This window comes from Picosynechococcus sp. PCC 11901, assembly GCF_005577135.1.
Taxonomy (GTDB): Bacteria; Cyanobacteriota; Cyanobacteriia; order Cyanobacteriales; family MRBY01; genus MRBY01.
In genome coordinates this window covers 2,728,742-2,745,916 of record NZ_CP040360.1, presented here as the reverse complement: position 1 = coordinate 2,745,916, position 17,175 = coordinate 2,728,742, and the positions used below count along the sequence as shown (strand labels likewise).

The window sequence follows — 17,175 nt, the reverse complement described above, 5'->3', positions numbered from 1 at the left end:
AGATAGCGACGGCAATGGCAGCCTAACCACTCACAGAGAAGGTATCAGTTTCGCCATACCAACCCGCTAAACTCTGGCCAGAAGCGACGGTGTAGGGAAGTGGGCAACCTTCTAGGGCTTCGCGCTCCGTTAAGGGGGTTTCGTCGATGAGGCTATAGTCTGGCTTCACGTAGGCGTGTTTTGTTTCGTCGTAGGCTAACACTTCGCCATTTTCGATGTTGTAGATCCAGCCATAGATTTTCAGTTTGCCCTGGTGGAGCCGCGATCGCACTACGGGGTAGGTTTTGAGATTATCAATCTGGACAAGGACATTTTCCGCAACGAGGGTTTCGACCAGTTCTTCCCCTTCACAGTGGGGGTAAGTATCCCGGACGAGGCGACGGGTGGCTTCGGCGTGCTTGAGCCAATCGTAAACCAAAGGCATATCCGCTTGGAGTTTGTTGAGCTTGAGCAACCCCTTCATCGCGCCACAGTGGGAATGGCCACAGACAATAATTTGCCGAATATCGAGGCCTTGGAGAGCATATTCTAGGGTGCCCCCTTCGCCGCCATTGGCCGCACCATAGGGAGGAATAATATTTCCGGCATTGCGGATGACGAAGATTTCACCAATATCCGTTTGGGTAATCAGCGCTGGGTCAACACGGGAATCGGAGCAACAAATGAACAGAACGCGGGGCTTTTGGCCGTGGGAAAGTTGTTCAAAAAGATCCTGGTGGCTCGCAACATAGCTTTGCTTAAATTTGTCCAGGCCGCGAATAAGTTTTTTCACTGTTCGATCGTCCGATGTCAAAACGAGGTGACTACTGAGGGATCATAGTAAACCAAAACAATCCATTTAGATAAATGAGGATGGCACATATTTTTCATAAGGTAGACCAATCACCTGGGGAGATTTTTGGCGATCGCCGACTCAATAATCCCGTTAATTTCCCCCCTAGATGCCGCTAAAATAAGCTTGATTTAATCGGTCGAGCCTATGCCGGATTTAGCCATCCCCATCCTCAACGTTCAACATTTGACCCGGCGCTTCGGGGGCTTGGTGGCGGTACATGATGTGTCTTTTCAGGTGGCCCCAGGGGAAATTTTCGGCTTGATTGGGCCGAATGGGGCGGGCAAAACAACTTTTTTTAATCTGTTGACCGGGATGATTCCCCCTTCCCAAGGAAACATTCTGTACCAAGGCCGCAAGATTCACGGTCTGGCTCCCCACCAAATTGCCGCCTCTGGTATTGCGCGGACGTTTCAGAATCTGCGCTTGTTTGGAAATTTGTCGGCCCTCGAAAATGTGGCGATCGCCCGCCATCTGCACCAAAAAAACAATATTTTTGAAGGAATTTTAGGTTTACCCAAAGCGAAAAAAGCTGAGCAAGAAACCTACGACCGGGCGAAGGAATTGCTAGATTTGGTCGGCTTAACCGGAAAATACCGTCAACAGGCGAAAAATTTTTCCTATGGTGATCAGCGGCGTTTAGAAATTGCCCGCGCCTTGGCTCTAGAACCCCAGCTTTTACTCCTCGATGAACCTGCTGCCGGGATGAACCCCAACGAAAAAGGCGCGTTGAGTGATTTAATTCGGCAAATTCGGGCGCAATTTGACCTAACGATTCTGTTGATTGAGCACCATATTCCCCTGGTGATGGGACTGTGCGATCGCCTGGCGGTGTTGGATTTTGGCGAACTGATTGCCCTCGGTTTACCAGAGGATGTAAAGGCAGATCCAGCGGTGATTGAAGCGTATTTGGGGGATGAGTAAATGTTGGAACTCATTGATGTCTCAGTCAATTATGGTGGTATCGAAGCCCTGAAAAATATCCACTTAACGGTCAATGCCGGGGAAATTGTCACCCTGATCGGCGCGAATGGGGCAGGAAAAACCACCACTCTCAAGGCCATTTCGCGGCTGGTCAATCTCCGCCAAGGTCGAATTTTGTATCATGGCACTGAGATCACCAAAAGTGCCCCCCATGCCGTTGTCAGGGCTGGCATTGCCCATAGTCCAGAGGGAAGACGAATTTTAGCGCGACAAACAGTTTTAACGAATTTGGAATTGGGGGCCTACACGCGCCAGGATCGGTTAGGGATTAAGGCGGATCTCGAAAAACAATTTGTCATTTTCCCGCGCCTCGCAGAACGGAAAAATCAAATTGCGGGCACCCTCAGCGGTGGGGAACAACAAATGTTGGCGATCGCCAGGGCGGTGATGGGGCGGCCAAAACTTTTACTCCTTGATGAACCGAGTCTTGGTTTAGCGCCCCAAATTGTGAAGGAAATTTTTCAGGTAATTCAACAACTTCACGCCGATGGCACCACGATTCTTTTAGTCGAACAAAATGCGAGTTTGGCCCTCGAATGTAGCGATCGCGCCTATGTTTTAGAAGCGGGTTACCTTAAAATTAGCGGCAACGCCCGGGATCTACTCACCGATGAACGGGTTAAAGCAGCCTATCTTGGCTAGGTAGGTGCTCACTTCTTCCCTGCGGTACCAATTGTGAAAGCTGTTCGTTTTGTTCCCCTGCGCCCCAAGGCCTGGCAGAAGGTCATTCGTTTATTTTTCGCCACGGCGATCGCCTTGATCTTGGTGCGAAATGCGTTGCCTTTGATCAGACAGATTAGCTTTTTTGGCCTGTACCAAGTCGCCACCCCAGAGAAAGTTGTTGCTTTGACCTATGATGATGGCCCGGCACCGCCCTATACCGAAGCCATTTTAGAGATTCTCGACGACTACCAAGCGAAGGCCACCTTCTATGTGGTGGGGCAAAATATCGAACTCTATCCAGACACCGTCCGCCAAACCATCGCCGCTGGCCATGAACTGAGTAACCATTCCTACGAACACAAATACATGGCCTTCCGTTCCTGGGACTACATCACCAACGAAGTGGACAAAACGGATCAACTGCTGCGGAATTTGGGGGTCACGGGCCAGATCGATTTTCGGCCGCCCTGGGGTCGTCGTTTTCTTCTGCTGCCCCTTTATCTCCATCAGCAACAGAAACGCCTCGTGATTTGGGATGTGGATTCTTTTGATTGGGAAATTGAGGCTAGTCCTGCGGACATTGCGGCCCGAGTGATTGGGGCTGTACAACCCGGATCGATTGTTTTGATGCACGATGGTGGCGGCGATCGCCAACGCACCGTAGAAGCGACAGATTTGATTTTGAGTCAGTTGACCGAAGCTGGCTATCGCTTTGTAACCGTGGCTGAACTCTTTGAATTGTCCTAAAAAATTAAGCCGATTGCACCGAATCTATTTCCCCCTGCAAAGGACAAACGCAAGTCTCTTGTTCCAACCATTGGGAGCCAACTTGGTGGAGGGCGGTCATTACAGGCTGAATTTCTCGTCCCTTTGCTGTTAATGAATATTCCACCCGGGGGGGAATCTCTGCGTAAATGCGCCGTTCCACCAGGCCATGGGCTTCTAGTTCTCGCAGGCGTACCATTAACGTTTTGGTACTGATCCCCGGTAAAGCCTTGAGCAGTTCATTGGTGCGGCGATCGCCTGTAAAAAGCTCCCGCAACACTAAAATTGACCATTTATTTCCCAACAAATCCACCACAAATTGGATCGGACATTGGAAATTAACATCATTACAAGGGTTGGGGTCAGTCATTGGCCAAACATACTTCATTGCTAAAACTTTAACATTTCTTCAATGTCCCCGGAATCCTAACAAAGGCAACATTTTTTTACCCCAGGTAACTATAGGCTAGCCGGAGAAACCCTCTTGAAACTTCAGGATAATTCCGAAAAGATAAGTCCCAGAAAGATTTAAAAAACACCTTTTAATCAGCCTATGGTTATGCTCACTGACCAGCCGAGTCCAGAACTCCTCAGACCAGGGGTTAAAAAACCAGTTCAAGAAACCCTCCTAACACCCCGCTTTTACACCACGGATTTCGATAAAATTGCCAACATGGTGCTCTCTTCCCACGAGGAAGAAATTTTGGCGGCCCTCGAAGAATTACGGGCCGATTATAACCGCAACCATTTCATCCGTGACGAAAGTTTTGAGAAATCTTGGGATCATTTCGACGAGAAAACCCGCAGTATTTTCATTGACTTTTTAGAACGTTCTTGCACTTCTGAGTTTTCTGGCTTTCTTTTATTTAAAGAACTGTCCCGCCGCCTCCGCGATCGCAGTCCGATTTTGGCCGAAGCTTTTCACCTGCTGGCCCGGGACGAGGCACGCCATGCGGGATTTATCAACAAATCAATGGTGGATTTTGGTCTCTGTTTAGACCTGAAATATCTCACCCAAAAACGAACCTATACTTTCTTTCCGCCGGAGTGGGTAATTTATACCGTTTACCTATCGGAAAAGATTGGTTATTGGCGCTATATCCTCGTGTATCGTCACTTGGAGAAACACCCAGAACACAATATTTATCCGCTGTTTAAGTATTTTGAAAGCTGGTGCCAGGACGAAAACCGCCACGGAGACTTTTTTAAAGCCCTATTGCGATCGCAAAAATCCCTCTGGAAAACTTGGCAATCTCGCTTGTGGTCGCGCTTTTTCTTGTTAACGGTATTTGTCACCCATTCCCTGACAACCCTGGAACGGTCTGATTTTTACGAGATGATTGGCCTTGATGCCCACCAATACAATCGGGACGTGATTCGCAACACCAACGAAACGTCTCTACGGGCTTTCCCGGAAGTGCTCGACACAAACCATCCCCAGTTTTTCACCCGCCTAGAAGCCTGCGCCGCCGCCAATGAACACCTCAAGGCGATCGCCACCAACGGCAACCCCAAAGTGATTCAGTTTTTCCAAAAAATCCCCTGGATCACCAACATCGTTTGGCATATGGCTTTGATCTTCTTCACCAAGCCTGTGGATGCCGAAGCCCTACGGGCCGAGGTTCACTAAAGATTTCCCTCAGCATTTTTCCGCTTATTTACCCCATGGAGTAGCCATGACGACCCTATCCCAACGCCTCCGCTTTGGTACCCAAACCTCCCATACCCTCTCAGAAAATACAGCTTTTATGAAGTGTTTTTTGAAAGGCATTGTGGAGCGGCAACCCCTCCGGAAATTGATGGCCAATTTGTATGCGGTCTATTACACCCTGGAGACGGCTTTTGAACAGTACAAAGACCACGAAATTCTAGGGGAAATCTATTTCCCGGAGTTGAACCGAGTGCCCCATCTGGAAGAGGATCTTGCCTTTTACTACGGTGAGCATTGGCACAGGCAACTGGAACTACTCCCGGCGGGGAAAGTCTACCAAGCGCGCTTACAAGAACTGGCTGCCACTGATCCGCTGCTCCTGATTGCCCATGCCTATGTGCGCTACATGGGGGATCTGTCTGGGGGTCAGAGTTTAAAGAATATTATCCGCTCGGCTTTAGAGTTACCCGATGGCCAGGGCACCAGATTTTATGAATTTGACCATTGGCCGACCCCAGGCGATCGCCGCAATTTCAAGTTGCAATATCGAGACGCCCTGGATCGGTTGAATCTAGACGAAGTAACGATCCAGAAGATTATCAACGAAGCGAATTATGCCTTTGCCCTCAACCGGGATGTGATGCACGAGTTGGAGCCGGACGTAAAAGCGGCCATCGGCGAACACACCTTCGATTTGTTAACTCGCCAAGACCGCCCGGGCAGTACCGAAAACCGCGATCGCCAGCCCGATGATCCGGCCCTTATCGCGTCTTCCTAGAACCAGTTTTAATCCTCTATTCCTACGAGTTTCCCCGAGCGCTTTTAAGTATCGTTTGAAAGCATTATTTCTCACTGAGATTAGGAGTGCTAGGGGATTTTTTTTGAAAAATCAACTTTAATTAATCTCTTTTTCCGATGAATTTAGCCTGTCAAAATGTCCGCTTTAATGGGCCGCTCCTCCAAAAATATAATCAAGCGGTTCCCCGCTATACCAGTTACCCCCCCGCAACGGAGTTAACCCCTGATTTTGAGGGGGATCTTTTCCGCCAGGCGATCGCCATGGGGAATTATAAAAAAACGCCCCTTTCCCTCTACTGCCACATTCCCTTTTGTGAAAAGCCCTGCTATTTCTGTGGCTGCAATACGATCATTACCCAGTACAAACCGGCGGCGGCCACTTACCTGGATTACCTGATCCGTCACATTCAACAGGTTGCCCCCCTCGTCCAAGGCGATCGCCTGGTACAACAACTCCATTGGGGTGGCGGCACGCCCAATTATTTAAACTTGGAGCAAGTGACGCGTCTGTGGCAGACCCTCCAGGACAATTTTCAATTTGCGCCCGATGCGGAGATTTCCATCGAGATCAACCCCTGCGAGGTGAGTCGCGAGTATATTTTTGCCCTGCGCCAACTGGGTTTTAAGCGGATCAGCTTCGGCATCCAGGATTTTAACCCCCAGGTGCAAGCGGCGGTAAATCGCATCCAACCGGAGGAAAAACTCTTTGAGGTGATGGCCTGGATTCGGGAAGCAGGTTTTGAAAGCGTTAATGTGGATTTGATCTACGGCCTGCCCTACCAAACCCTGGCGACGTTTACAGAAACTGTCCAGAAAACGATCCAACTTAACCCCGACCGGATCGCCGTCTTTAGTTTTGCCTATGTGCCCTGGCTGAAACCTCTGCAAAAACGGATGCCCGAAGCGGCGATGCCCCCCACCGCCGAAAAGCTAGAAATCCTCAAGATGACGATCGCCAACCTCACCTACCACGGTTATGTGTTCATCGGCATGGATCACTTTGCCAAGCCCAACGACGAATTGGCGATCGCCCAACAGGCCGGGGAATTGCACCGGAATTTCCAAGGCTACACCACGAAGCCGGAATCCGACCTTTTAGGGTTTGGCATGACATCGATCAGTATGCTCCAGAACGTTTATGCCCAGAACCATAAAAAACTCAAAGATTTTTACGCGGCCATTGATCAACGGGTTCTCCCCATCGAAAAGGGTGTCCAGCTCACCCAGGATGACCTGATTCGCCGCACCGTGATTATGGAATTAATGTGCCAGTTTCGCCTGTCGGCCCCGGAGTTGGAGAACAAATATCACCTGGGCTTTGATTTGGACTTTAACGACTATTTCCAAGCCGAATTGAGTGCTTTAAATGATTTGGAAGCCGACGGCTTGATTCACCGTTCTGGGGATGGCTTCCAGGTAACGCCCAGCGGTCGGCTCTTGATCCGCAATATTGCGGCGGTGTTTGACACCTACCTACAACACAAAACCGAGAAAACTTTCTCCAAGGCGATTTAGCGATCGCCACCGTTTCCCCTGGGGCGGATCATCAACCGGGTTCGCCCCATTGTCTTGTTCTATTGTTTGAGAATTCATGACCCAATCTGTGCAACAACTCCCCCAAAAACCAACCCTAGACTGGGTTGCTGTGTTCTTTTTCGGCGCGGTTCATCTCCTGGCCCTTGGTTTGGCCCCCTTCTTTTTCTCTTGGTCGGCGATCGCCGTTTGTCTGTTTCTCCACTGGCTCTTTGGCAGCATCGGTATTTGCCTTGGTTACCATCGCCTCTTGAGCCACCGCAGTTTCAAAGTCCCGCAATGGCTGGAATATACCCTGGCGTTTATCGGTGCCCTGGCTCTCCAGGGTGGCCCTATTTTTTGGGTGGCAGGCCACCGGTTACACCATGCCCACACAGAAGATGAAGTTAAAGACCCCTATTCCGCCAAACGGGGTTTTTGGTGGAGCCATATGCTCTGGATTTTCTACCCCGATCAACAATTTTTTGATGCGGATCAATACAGCCGCTATGCCCAGGATCTCGCGAAACAGCCCTTTTACCGTTGGCTAAACCGCAATTTCCTACTGCTACAAATTCCCTTGGCGATCGCCCTTTATCTCCTCGGCGGTTGGTCTTGGGTCGTCTACGGGATGCTCGTGCGGGCGGTACTGTTGTGGCATAGCACTTGGTTTATCAACTCCGTCACCCATGTGTGGGGCTACCGCAGTCACGCAAGCGACGACAATTCCCGTAATCTCTGGTGGGCGGCAATTCTCACCTATGGCGAAGGCTGGCATAACAACCACCATGCCTATCCTAATGTGGCGAAAGCCGGTTGGCGCTGGTGGGAAGTCGATGTTACCTGGTGGGCCATCTGGCTCCTACAACGGCTTGGTCTCGCCACGAAAGTCATTTTGCCGCCAGCCGTCGTCACAGAATAAATTTGCGTTTGATCATTACCGCCAATTCAAAAAAATAACCCCCCATTTTCCGTTTGGCATGGGGGATTTTTGTAGCAATATCAATCGTGGTTAGCCTAGCGAATCCCAAGCAATTCCACATCAAAGATCAAAGTGGCATTGGGGGGGATCACACCACCAGCACCACGGGAACCATAGCCCAGTTCCGCGGGAATAATCAGCGTGCGCTTACCACCAGGCTTCATGGTAATGACACCTTCGTCCCAACCTTTAATCACTTGCCCAACACCGATCACAAAAGAAAAGGGTTCATTGCGCTTGACGGAGCTGTCAAACACGTCGCCGTTTGTCAGTTTGCCAGTGTAATGAACCGTCACCATTTCCCCTTCCATGGGGGATGCCCCTTCACCGACAACTTCATCGATGTACTGGAGGCCGGATTCGGTTGTGACTGCTTTTGATAAATCAATATCCATATCTTTGAGTTCCTCGGTGGGATTGGCGGCAATTTGTACCACTGGACTGGTCGAGTCGAGTTCAGCGGCGATCGCCGTTTGACTGGCCCCATTAAAGACCGCAGACAAGATTAACATAACCCCACAGATAACGATGACCCCAAAACTAAGCCAAATTTCTCGCATGGATGTTCATTCACTCCCAGATTTACAAACAGTGTGCATTGCTTTCCTATCTTACCGGGCCTATCGCCACTGCTTATTTTCCAGTTCGCGCACCTGCCGCTCTAAACGATCAATGCGACCGCGCAGTTCATCCATTTCTGACTGACGAGGCACCCCAAGATCCCGCAAAATATTCCGTACCTGCCGCTCGAAATAAGCCTCTGCATTGCCCTGTTCGAGTTTGAGTTGGTTCATCATGTCATCGAGCATTGTTTTGGCCTGCTCTGGGTTGATCGTCCCTTCTTTTACCCACTGGTCACTGGCTTCTTTGACTTTTTCGGCGACGATCGAGGTGGTCCCAATCCCAATCATCAGCATTTGTTGCAGGAAGTTGTTGTTGTCCATGGTGTAGTCTGTCTTGTCTTCAGTATGGGTTTCCCTAAATGGTTTCAACCTTAAGCTAGAATAGCTTAGCGAATTTGAACCTAGTTATATTCTAATGATGCCTGCTTCTTCTGAGTCCCCCCGGATTGCGACCGTTGCCCGGATGACGGGTGAAACCAATGTGAAAGTAACGGTCAATCTGGATGGGACCGGAAAGTGTGAGGTCAATACTGGGGTACCCTTTCTCGACCACATGCTGCATCAGCTTTGTTCCCATGGTCTATTGGATCTGCACATCCAGGCCCAAGGGGACTATGAGATTGACGACCACCACACCAACGAGGATGTGGGCATTACCCTGGGGATGGCGATCGCCAAAGCCATTGGTGAGCGCAAAGGGATTCAGCGGTTTGGTCATTTTGTCGCGCCCCTCGATGAGGCCTTAGTACAGGTCGCCTTAGATTTTTCTGGTCGGCCCCACCTCAGCTATGGTTTAGAAATCCCCACGGAACGGGTCGGCACCTACGATACCCAACTGGTGCGGGAATTTTTTGTGGCGATCGTCAACCATGCCCAAATGACGATTCACGTGCGCCAACTAGACGGTATTAATTCCCACCACATCATTGAAGCGACCTTTAAAGCCTTTGCCCGGGCGATGCGCATGGCCCTGGAAATTGACCCCCGTCGGGCGGCAACGATCCCTAGTTCTAAAGGGGTTCTTTAGGGTCTTTTTTAAAATTTTTATGCCCAACATTTGCAAGCAGATTTTCACAGCTAAAGTGTATTGGGGCATTGCTTCGCTCCTCCCCCCTTGCGGAAAGGTTAAGGTACACTTTTCTGAAGAATTGGCTCATTTAATCAAGAATGCTCACGGAAAACCCACCCACCTCTAGTCCGAAAGCTACCCGTCGTCTTTGGCTTGCGGCGATTAAACCCCCCATTTATACGGTGGCAGTGACCCCTGTGATCGTGACAACGGCAGCGGCCTATGGGGAATTTGGAATGTTTAACCCGGTGCGGTTTGGGCTTTTCCTAGGGGCGGCGATTTGTTTGATCGCCTGGATGAATCTCAGTAATGATGTGTTCGACGCGGACACGGGCATTGATGTCAATAAGGCGACTTCAGTGGTCAATCTCACGGGCGATCGCCCATTGGTTTTTGGCATTGCCCTCGGTTTTTTGGGTCTGGGAATCACCGGAATTGCCCTAATCAGCTACCTCCAGCAGGATTGGATGGTGTTTAATTTGTTGCTCCTGGCAACGGCGATCGCCTATACCTACCAGGGGCCGCCATTCCGGTTGGGTTATCTCGGCATTGGCGAGTTTGTCTGTTTTCTCGCCTATTGGATCACGGGGTTGGGAGTCTTTTATAGCCAAGCCCAAACCCTCACGCTCAATGCGGTCTGGGCCTCGGCTTGGGTTGCTTTGACGACGAGTATTATTTTGTTTTGCTCCCATTTTCACCAGGCTGAAGATGACCTAGCCGCCGGGAAAAAATCACCCATTGTCCGCCTCGGCACCTACCAAGGGGCGCAGGTATTGACCTACAGTTTGGGAACCGTTTTAGTTTTAACCTGCCTATTGGTGGCTGTCGGCACCTGGTCACCCTGGATGCTCCTCACGTTTGCCAGTGCCCCCTTTGCCCTGAGTCTGATCAACCATGTCCGCCTGAACCATGACCAACCTGACAAGGTGAGTAACTGCAAATTTTTTGCGGTCAAGTTTCACTTTGCCAGCGGTCTATTGTTGGCGATCGCCTATGTTTTGTCCTATTACAACCTAGAGTTTCTCAGCGTTACGGGCTTGGGTTATTAGCGATAGTTCGTAAACTGAATCGGCATCGGGAAATCCAAATCTCGCACCGCCTGCATTACTGCCTGGAGGTCATCCTTTGACTTGCTCGAAATGCGGACAGCATCTCCTTGGATCGAAGCCTGCACCTTTTTAAAATCTGTTTTGACCATCTTGGTGATTTTCTTCGCATCATCCTTAGAAATGCCCTGGCGCAGGGTGATCACTTGGCGCACGCGGCCACCACTGGCGGATTCTGCCTCACCATAATCAAAAAGTTTCGGTGACAGGTTCCGTTTAACGGCCTTAGTGACCAGGATAGTTTGCACTGCATCGAGGGTAAAATCGCTGGCAGTATTGATCGTGATGGTGTTTTCTCCCAGCTCAATGGTAGTCTTGGTATCCTTGAGGTCATAGCGCGTGTTGATGTCCCGGAGAGCTTGATCAATGGTATTGACCACTTCCTGACGATCAAAATCACTCACCACATCAAAGGAATTTGTAGAAGCCATAAAGATACTTAGCTGAATTCAACAGATAAAAATTTCAAGGTTCACATTGGCCTGTAAACGTTGTGCGAGGCCCTGGGGATTTTCCTAGAGGCTCTGGACGGCGATCGCACTCAAGGCAAAAAGCGTAATGTTGGCGATATTCCCCACGGCAAACATCATCGAACGCAATACTGGAATATTGAGGATATAAAACAACGGGTAGAGAGTTCTCGCCACCAAAAAGGCGATCGCCGCAATCTTTGCCCAGGGAGAATCCACCCCCGTTACCAACGCAGACAAGCAAGCAACGCCATAAACCGCCAACGCTTCAAAAGCATTCTGGTGGGCCCAATTGGCCCGCTGTGCATAATCTGGCAATAGATCTACCGTTGCCCTAGGCCGCCGAAACATCTCCAGGCGATCGCTCATTTGACCAGCCAGTTTAACCCGCGCATAGCCCACCACCCCATAGGGTAGATAAACCAGAAATACCGCGCCGATCAACGAATAAATAAGGACAGCAGAAACAGACAGATTCATGGATTAATCCTAAACAACTGGGCAAATGGGTAGCACAAAAAAATTAATCGAAATAGAAGAGGGTGACAAGTTTTCGCTGTTCTTCTGCTTCTTGGCAGGTTTGCAGGAGCGTATCGCTGTCATGGAACGCAAAACAAATAAGCTGTTGGCAGCGGGAGATAATTTCACTATTACACAGGCTGCTGGCTTCCCCTAAAGATAGTTCGTCGTTTTCGGGATGCTCGACCAAATGCACGACCTTTTCGAGTTCCACACGGGATTCACGGGGTTGCTTTTCGAGGCTCTGGGGCAGAATTACAGTTAAAAGGCTCGAATCAGCCCGCATTACGCCCTTGATCGCCGCTGAATTTGTCCCCGTTGCGCCGGAGGTAATAATTCGATTTCCCCCTAGGGCTAGGGCATAGCTCATCATTTCGATCAGGTGCTGGTGGGTAATCGGGACATGCCGAGAACCGAGAAGAGCAATGCGCTTAGAGCCAGTTTGTTGAATGGCAGCTAGCTCCTGTGCCAGGGTGTCAAGGGTCGGAATATCTAAAGATTGACTCAAAGATCGTAAGGGGACTCGATAGCCTGAATAATCGATGCCATTTTAATCAAACATCCCTGATAAAGCAATCCTTCTGTTTTTCTTTGCCGAGATGCTTGCATATTCTTAAATGCTAGTGCTACATTTATATACTGTTTGCAACCCGGACGTATAGCTCAGTTGGTTAGAGTACATCGTTGACATCGATGGGGTCACTGGTTCGAATCCAGTTACGTCCATACAGAAAATACCCCCTAGCAGTTTCCCGACTAGATACTGGCGAGTTCGGGTCGGAAAATGCCCTGTCTCGTTTTTCTAGCCCATTAGCGCTATGATTTTACGGCACCTAGGGGGCGATCGCCTATGGTCTTTCCCGGTGATTGAGCCGCTGTCTGGCCGATACTGATTCAACCGGAGGAGCTGTGCCCATTGACTTGAGGTTGTGAAAATGGGACTGGTAATTCTCATTCTCAATGCTCTAAATACTGGGGCAAAAATACCGGGATTGACAACATTAGGCTATATTTCTGCATAACAAAATTAGAAAACTCCTTTATTATTCCTTAAGGTCAGGCTCCACAAACTGTTGCGTCCCCTTAGCTTTTGATTTACTGCTTTATGACGTTTCTCCAGCATTCTATCCAGGCACAAGCATCGTTGCTCGATATCCTCAATGAGCGGGCACGCAGCCAACCCAATGCCCAAGCCTATGTTTTTTTAGAAAATGGAGAAACTGAATCTGGTCACCTTACCTATCAAGAATTAGCAACCCAGGCGAAGGCGATCGCCTCCCATCTGGCCCCCTGGCGTGGGGAACGGGCTTTATTGCTGTATCCATCTGGATTGGCGTTTATCACAGCATTTTTGGGGTGTCTTTATGCCGGGGTGATTGCGGTGCCTGTCTATCCGCCGAAGCGCAACCAAAAGTTATCGCGCCTGTTGGCGATCGCCGATAATGCCCAGGCCGAACTTGCCCTGACCACCGAGGCCTTGTTAGGAGATATTCAACAAAGATTTGCCCAAGCAAAGCCGTTTCAGGATCTAACCTTTTTGGCGACGGATACTTTAGAACAAGCTCCCCAAGGCTTCAAGCCCCAGGAGATTCAGGGGGATGATCTGGCATTTCTGCAATACACTTCTGGCTCCACAGGGACACCCAAGGGCGTGATGGTTTCCCACCGGAATATCCTCCACAACCAGCGACTGATTCAAACCGCCTTTGGCCATAGCGAAAAGAGTATCGGGGTCGGTTGGCTGCCCCTTTTCCATGATATGGGTCTCATTGGCCATGTACTCCAGCCGCTTTACGTGGGCTTTCCCAGTATTTTGATGCCTCCGGTAGCGTTTTTAACTAATCCTCGTCGCTGGCTCCAGGCGATCGCCAAGTATCGGGCTACGACCAGCGGTGGGCCAAATTTTGCCTATGATCTATGTGTTGATCGCCTGACGGACAGTGATCTAGCCGATCTAGATTTAAGCAGTTGGAATCTTGCTTACAGCGGTGCGGAACCAGTGCGAGCGGCGACCCTTGAAAAATTCAATCAAAAATTTGCCCCCTGTGGTTTCCGGCCAGAGGCCTTTTATCCCTGCTATGGCATGGCGGAGGCGACCCTATTCATTACGGGGGGTGATAAGCAACAAGCCCCGATCACCACCAGTTCGTCCGAAGAGTCAGACAATTTATTTGTTAGCTGTGGCCAACCCTACCATGACACCCAGGTGGCGATCGTTGATCCGGAATCTTTCGCTCCTTGTCCTGAAGGGACGACTGGGGAAGTGTGGGTGCGGGGGGACAGTGTCGCCCAGGGCTATTGGAATGCCCCCATTGCCACCCAAGAAACCTTTACGGCAACTCTCAATCACCATCAAAAATCTTTCTTGCGCACTGGTGATCTCGGTTTTATCGCCGCAGGAGAACTGTTCATTACCGGTCGCCTCAAGGATTTAATTATCGTCCGAGGAAAAAATCACTATCCCCACGACATCGAGCTTACGGCCCAACAGTCCCACCCAGCTCTCCGGGAAAATTGCGGGGCGGCCTTCACGGTAGAAATTGACGGTACAGAACGCCTAATGCTAGTGCAAGAGGTAAAACGAACTTTTCTCCGAAATCTGGATGTCGAGGCGATCGCCCAAAAAATCCGTCAGGCGATCGCGGCAAACCATGAACTACAAACCTATGGCATCATCCTGATTAAAACCGGTAGTATCCCGAAAACGTCCAGCGGTAAAATCCAACGACACCGTTGCCGTCAGGCGTTTCTGGCCGATGAGTTGATGGTTGTGGGCCGCAGCGTCCTGGGTGAAGTAGATCATGCTTCCGCCCAAAGTTTTAATCCTCCCCAGAAACAACCACCCTCCCAGCCGACCACTGACTTAATTAAACCCCTCCGCGAACAATTGGCCCAAGCCCTCTCGTTGCCCCTTGATACCATCCAAGACGATCAGCCCATCGCTGCTTTGGGCCTAGATTCCGTGCAAGTTGTTGAAATCAAGCATTACATCGAGCAAAAATTCGATTTAATAGTGCCCCTTGAAAAATTTTTTGAGGATCTTACCGTTGCCCAACTCGCCCAAGATATCCTGACTCTAGCTAATCTCCCCCAAGAATCCCAACATCACCAAAACGGACATTTCCCCCAAGCGACTCAGCTAGAAGCAGAGGGCATTGATCTCGATCAACGGTTGCGCCTCGCTTATAAACCAAGCCGCAATGTCCTCGATAAAGCCAGGGAGTTTAACCTGCCGGATCAATTGCGAGCCAATGATCTACTGCCCTATTTCCGAGCCCTTGAACGCAATGAAGGGGCCACCTGTATTTTTGAAGGGCGACAACTAATTATGTTGGGCTCCAATAATTATCTGGGGCTGACTGCCGATGTCCGAGTACGAGAAGCCACTGCCAAGGCCGCTCTAGAAGAAGGGCCGAGTTTAACGGGATCACGATTGCTCAATGGTTCGACCCGCCAACACCGAGAATTTGAGCGAAAACTTGCCGCCTTCGTCGGTCATGAGGATGCTCTAGTCTTTACCACGGGATATCAGGCGAATTTAGGCTTTATTTCTGCCTTGATGAACGAAAATACAACGATGATCCTCGACAGTGAGGCCCATGCTTGCATTTACGATGGGGCGTTTATGAGTCGCTGCCGGGTAGTTCAATACCAGCACAATGACCTGCAAGATTTAGAACAAAAACTGATCCAGGTGACGCCAGAGTCCGCAACAATGGTCACGATTGATGGTCTGTATTCAATGACGGGGGATATTGCGCCCCTACCAGAAATTCGGCAATTATGCGATCGCCATGGGGCTACCCTCGCAGTAGATGATGCCCATGCTCTGGGTGTTTTGGGAAAAACGGGCCGGGGGACGGAGGAGCATTTCGGGATGATCGGCAGCAGTGATATTCTCTGTGGGACTTTTTCCAAGAGTTTAGCTTCCATTGGCGGTTGGGTCGCCGCCGAAGCAAAGGTGATTGATTGGATTCGTTTTAACGGGCGGTCAATGTTATTTTCTGCTTCTATTCCGCCTACTTCCCTGGCTGCGGCTGCCACGGCCTTGGATATTTTGATTGCCGAGCCCTGGCGGGTACAAAAGCTCCATGAAAATGCCCAATATTGGCAACGGGGGTTACAGTCCCTTGGGTTTACGGTCGGTACCGCCCAAACGCCGATTATTACGGTACACATTGGCGATGATTTTAAATGTATGCAGTTCTGTAAGACGCTACTAGAGGCGGGAGTTTATGTGAATGCGGCGGTGTATCCGGCGGTGCCTCGTAATAAAGCCGCCCTCCGCACCAGTGTGATGGCGACCCACACCCAGGAACATTTAGACAAAGCCCTTGCAATTTTTGCGGAAGTCGGTCAGCAATTTCTGGCTGAAATCGAGGCTGAATAGATGCGACACGCAATTATTACGGGGGGATCGAGTGGGATTGGTTTGGCGATCGCCTGTCAGTTAGCTCAACAGGGGAATGTCAATCTTTCAATCATTGCCCGCAGTCCCACTAAACTCCAGGTAGCGCAAACTCGGATTCAAGAAGCTTTTACCGATGTCCAGCAGCAATGTTTAACCCTCAAGGCAGATGTGGCCCAACGTAGCAATATTGAACAGGTGATCGCCACAGCCATTGAAAAATTTGGAGCGCCGGATTTATTAATCACCTCAGCGGGCATGGCTCACCCCGGTTATTTTCAGGAACTGCCCCTGGAGATTTTTGAACAAACCATGACGGTAAATTATTTCGGCACGTTGTATGCGATTCGCGCTACTCTCCCAGCAATGCAGACCCAAAACCAGGGCCAAATTGTGATGATTTCCTCTGGAGCGGGTCTAGTGGGTTTGTTTGGCTATACCCCCTACAGTCCGAGTAAATTTGCCCTGCGGGGTCTGGCGGAATCTCTCCGGGGAGAATTAAAGCCCCAGGGGATTCAGGTGGCGATCGCCTATCCGCCCGATACCGATACCCCCCAACTGGCCGCCGAAAATTTGACAAAACCGCCGGAAACCAAGTTAATTACAGAGACCGCCCAAATGTGGACAGCAGAACGGGTTGCCGCCACCATTCTCCGGGGTATCCAGCGACAACAATTCGTTATTACCCCTGGCTTGGAAATGCAACTACTTTATCGCCTCCATAGCCTGCTGGCCCCCGTCCTGCAATGGTATTTTGATCGACTGGTGGCCCGCGCCCGCCAACACTAAATCT

At 50.2% G+C, this 17,175-nt stretch carries 18 protein-coding genes and 1 tRNA gene; 12 read left to right on the top strand and 7 right to left on the bottom strand.

Annotated elements, in window-relative coordinates; genetic code table 11:
• Positions 1-22: 22 nt before the first annotated feature.
• Complete coding sequence (locus tag FEK30_RS14290) at positions 23-772, bottom strand: carbonic anhydrase (protein ID WP_012307606.1); 750 nt, start codon at positions 770-772, stop codon at positions 23-25.
• Between the two features lie 207 nt (positions 773-979).
• Between FEK30_RS14290 and FEK30_RS14285 the strand changes: the two genes are divergently transcribed.
• The 3 genes from FEK30_RS14285 to FEK30_RS14275 are packed head-to-tail and all read left to right on the top strand — an operon-like array spanning position 980 to position 3,226.
• A complete protein-coding gene (locus tag FEK30_RS14285; protein WP_030007864.1) occupies positions 980-1,756 on the top strand; it encodes an ABC transporter ATP-binding protein in 777 nt (258 codons plus the stop codon).
• Positions 1,757-2,458 (top strand): ABC transporter ATP-binding protein, encoded by a 702-nt coding sequence (locus tag FEK30_RS14280; RefSeq protein WP_138073544.1) that lies wholly within the window; start codon positions 1,757-1,759, stop codon positions 2,456-2,458.
• A 33-nt stretch (positions 2,459-2,491) separates the two neighbouring features.
• Positions 2,492-3,226 (top strand): polysaccharide deacetylase family protein, encoded by a 735-nt coding sequence (locus tag FEK30_RS14275; protein WP_030007862.1) that lies wholly within the window; start codon positions 2,492-2,494, stop codon positions 3,224-3,226.
• Positions 3,227-3,230: 4 nt separating this feature from the next.
• Here FEK30_RS14275 and FEK30_RS14270 read toward each other — a convergent pair whose 3' ends face one another.
• Positions 3,231-3,632: a winged helix-turn-helix transcriptional regulator gene (locus FEK30_RS14270; RefSeq protein WP_030007861.1), complete on the bottom strand. Its 402-nt coding sequence runs from the start codon at positions 3,630-3,632 to the stop codon at positions 3,231-3,233.
• A gap of 165 nt (positions 3,633-3,797) precedes the next feature.
• Between FEK30_RS14270 and acsF the strand changes: the two genes are divergently transcribed.
• From acsF to FEK30_RS14250, 4 genes are all read left to right on the top strand, one after another.
• Complete coding sequence (gene acsF, locus FEK30_RS14265) at positions 3,798-4,874, top strand: magnesium-protoporphyrin IX monomethyl ester (oxidative) cyclase (RefSeq protein ID WP_138073543.1); 1,077 nt, start codon at positions 3,798-3,800, stop codon at positions 4,872-4,874.
• A gap of 46 nt (positions 4,875-4,920) precedes the next feature.
• Positions 4,921-5,673 carry a biliverdin-producing heme oxygenase gene (locus tag FEK30_RS14260; protein ID WP_138073542.1) on the top strand — a complete coding sequence of 251 codons (753 nt, stop codon included), beginning with the start codon at positions 4,921-4,923 and terminating at the stop codon, positions 5,671-5,673.
• 137 nt (positions 5,674-5,810) lie between these two features.
• Complete coding sequence (hemN, locus tag FEK30_RS14255; protein WP_138073541.1) at positions 5,811-7,208, top strand: oxygen-independent coproporphyrinogen III oxidase; 1,398 nt, start codon at positions 5,811-5,813, stop codon at positions 7,206-7,208.
• Between the two features lie 76 nt (positions 7,209-7,284).
• Positions 7,285-8,127: an acyl-CoA desaturase gene (locus FEK30_RS14250; protein ID WP_030007857.1), complete on the top strand. Its 843-nt coding sequence runs from the start codon at positions 7,285-7,287 to the stop codon at positions 8,125-8,127.
• 95 nt (positions 8,128-8,222) lie between these two features.
• Here the strand turns inward: FEK30_RS14250 and FEK30_RS14245 are convergent, their stop codons facing one another.
• Both FEK30_RS14245 and FEK30_RS14240 read right to left on the bottom strand, forming a co-directional pair.
• Positions 8,223-8,747, bottom strand: coding sequence for an FKBP-type peptidyl-prolyl cis-trans isomerase (locus FEK30_RS14245; RefSeq protein WP_030007856.1), 525 nt, complete (start codon positions 8,745-8,747; stop codon positions 8,223-8,225).
• A gap of 60 nt (positions 8,748-8,807) precedes the next feature.
• Entirely contained in the window at positions 8,808-9,131 is a 324-nt protein-coding gene (locus tag FEK30_RS14240; protein WP_012307595.1) for a phasin family protein, read from the bottom strand.
• 97 nt (positions 9,132-9,228) lie between these two features.
• Between FEK30_RS14240 and hisB the strand changes: the two genes are divergently transcribed.
• Both hisB and menA read left to right on the top strand, forming a co-directional pair.
• Entirely contained in the window at positions 9,229-9,837 is a 609-nt protein-coding gene (gene hisB / locus FEK30_RS14235; protein WP_445260583.1) for an imidazoleglycerol-phosphate dehydratase HisB, read from the top strand.
• 140 nt (positions 9,838-9,977) lie between these two features.
• Positions 9,978-10,928, top strand: a complete 951-nt coding sequence (gene menA / locus FEK30_RS14230; protein ID WP_138073539.1) for a 2-carboxy-1,4-naphthoquinone phytyltransferase — start codon at positions 9,978-9,980, stop codon at positions 10,926-10,928.
• Here menA and FEK30_RS14225 read toward each other — a convergent pair.
• The 3 genes from FEK30_RS14225 to FEK30_RS14215 all read right to left on the bottom strand — a co-directional run bounded on the left by FEK30_RS14225 (position 10,925) and on the right by FEK30_RS14215 (position 12,482).
• On the bottom strand, positions 10,925-11,416 hold the full coding sequence (locus FEK30_RS14225; protein WP_012307592.1) for a YajQ family cyclic di-GMP-binding protein: 492 nt from the start codon (positions 11,414-11,416) through the stop codon (positions 10,925-10,927). The two genes, menA and FEK30_RS14225, sit on opposite strands and share 4 nt — an antisense overlap.
• A gap of 84 nt (positions 11,417-11,500) precedes the next feature.
• Positions 11,501-11,935, bottom strand: coding sequence for an MAPEG family protein (locus tag FEK30_RS14220; protein WP_012307591.1), 435 nt, complete (start codon positions 11,933-11,935; stop codon positions 11,501-11,503).
• Between the two features lie 43 nt (positions 11,936-11,978).
• Complete coding sequence (locus tag FEK30_RS14215; RefSeq protein ID WP_012307590.1) at positions 11,979-12,482, bottom strand: hypothetical protein; 504 nt, start codon at positions 12,480-12,482, stop codon at positions 11,979-11,981.
• 144 nt (positions 12,483-12,626) lie between these two features.
• Here FEK30_RS14215 and FEK30_RS14210 point away from each other — a divergent pair.
• From FEK30_RS14210 to FEK30_RS14200, 3 genes are all read left to right on the top strand, one after another.
• Positions 12,627-12,700: transfer RNA gene (locus FEK30_RS14210), tRNA-Val, on the top strand.
• A gap of 379 nt (positions 12,701-13,079) precedes the next feature.
• Complete coding sequence (locus FEK30_RS14205; RefSeq protein WP_255447896.1) at positions 13,080-16,364, top strand: aminotransferase class I/II-fold pyridoxal phosphate-dependent enzyme; 3,285 nt, start codon at positions 13,080-13,082, stop codon at positions 16,362-16,364.
• Positions 16,365-17,171: an SDR family oxidoreductase gene (locus FEK30_RS14200; protein WP_138073537.1), complete on the top strand. Its 807-nt coding sequence runs from the start codon at positions 16,365-16,367 to the stop codon at positions 17,169-17,171.
• The last annotated feature ends 4 nt before the right edge of the window (positions 17,172-17,175 follow it).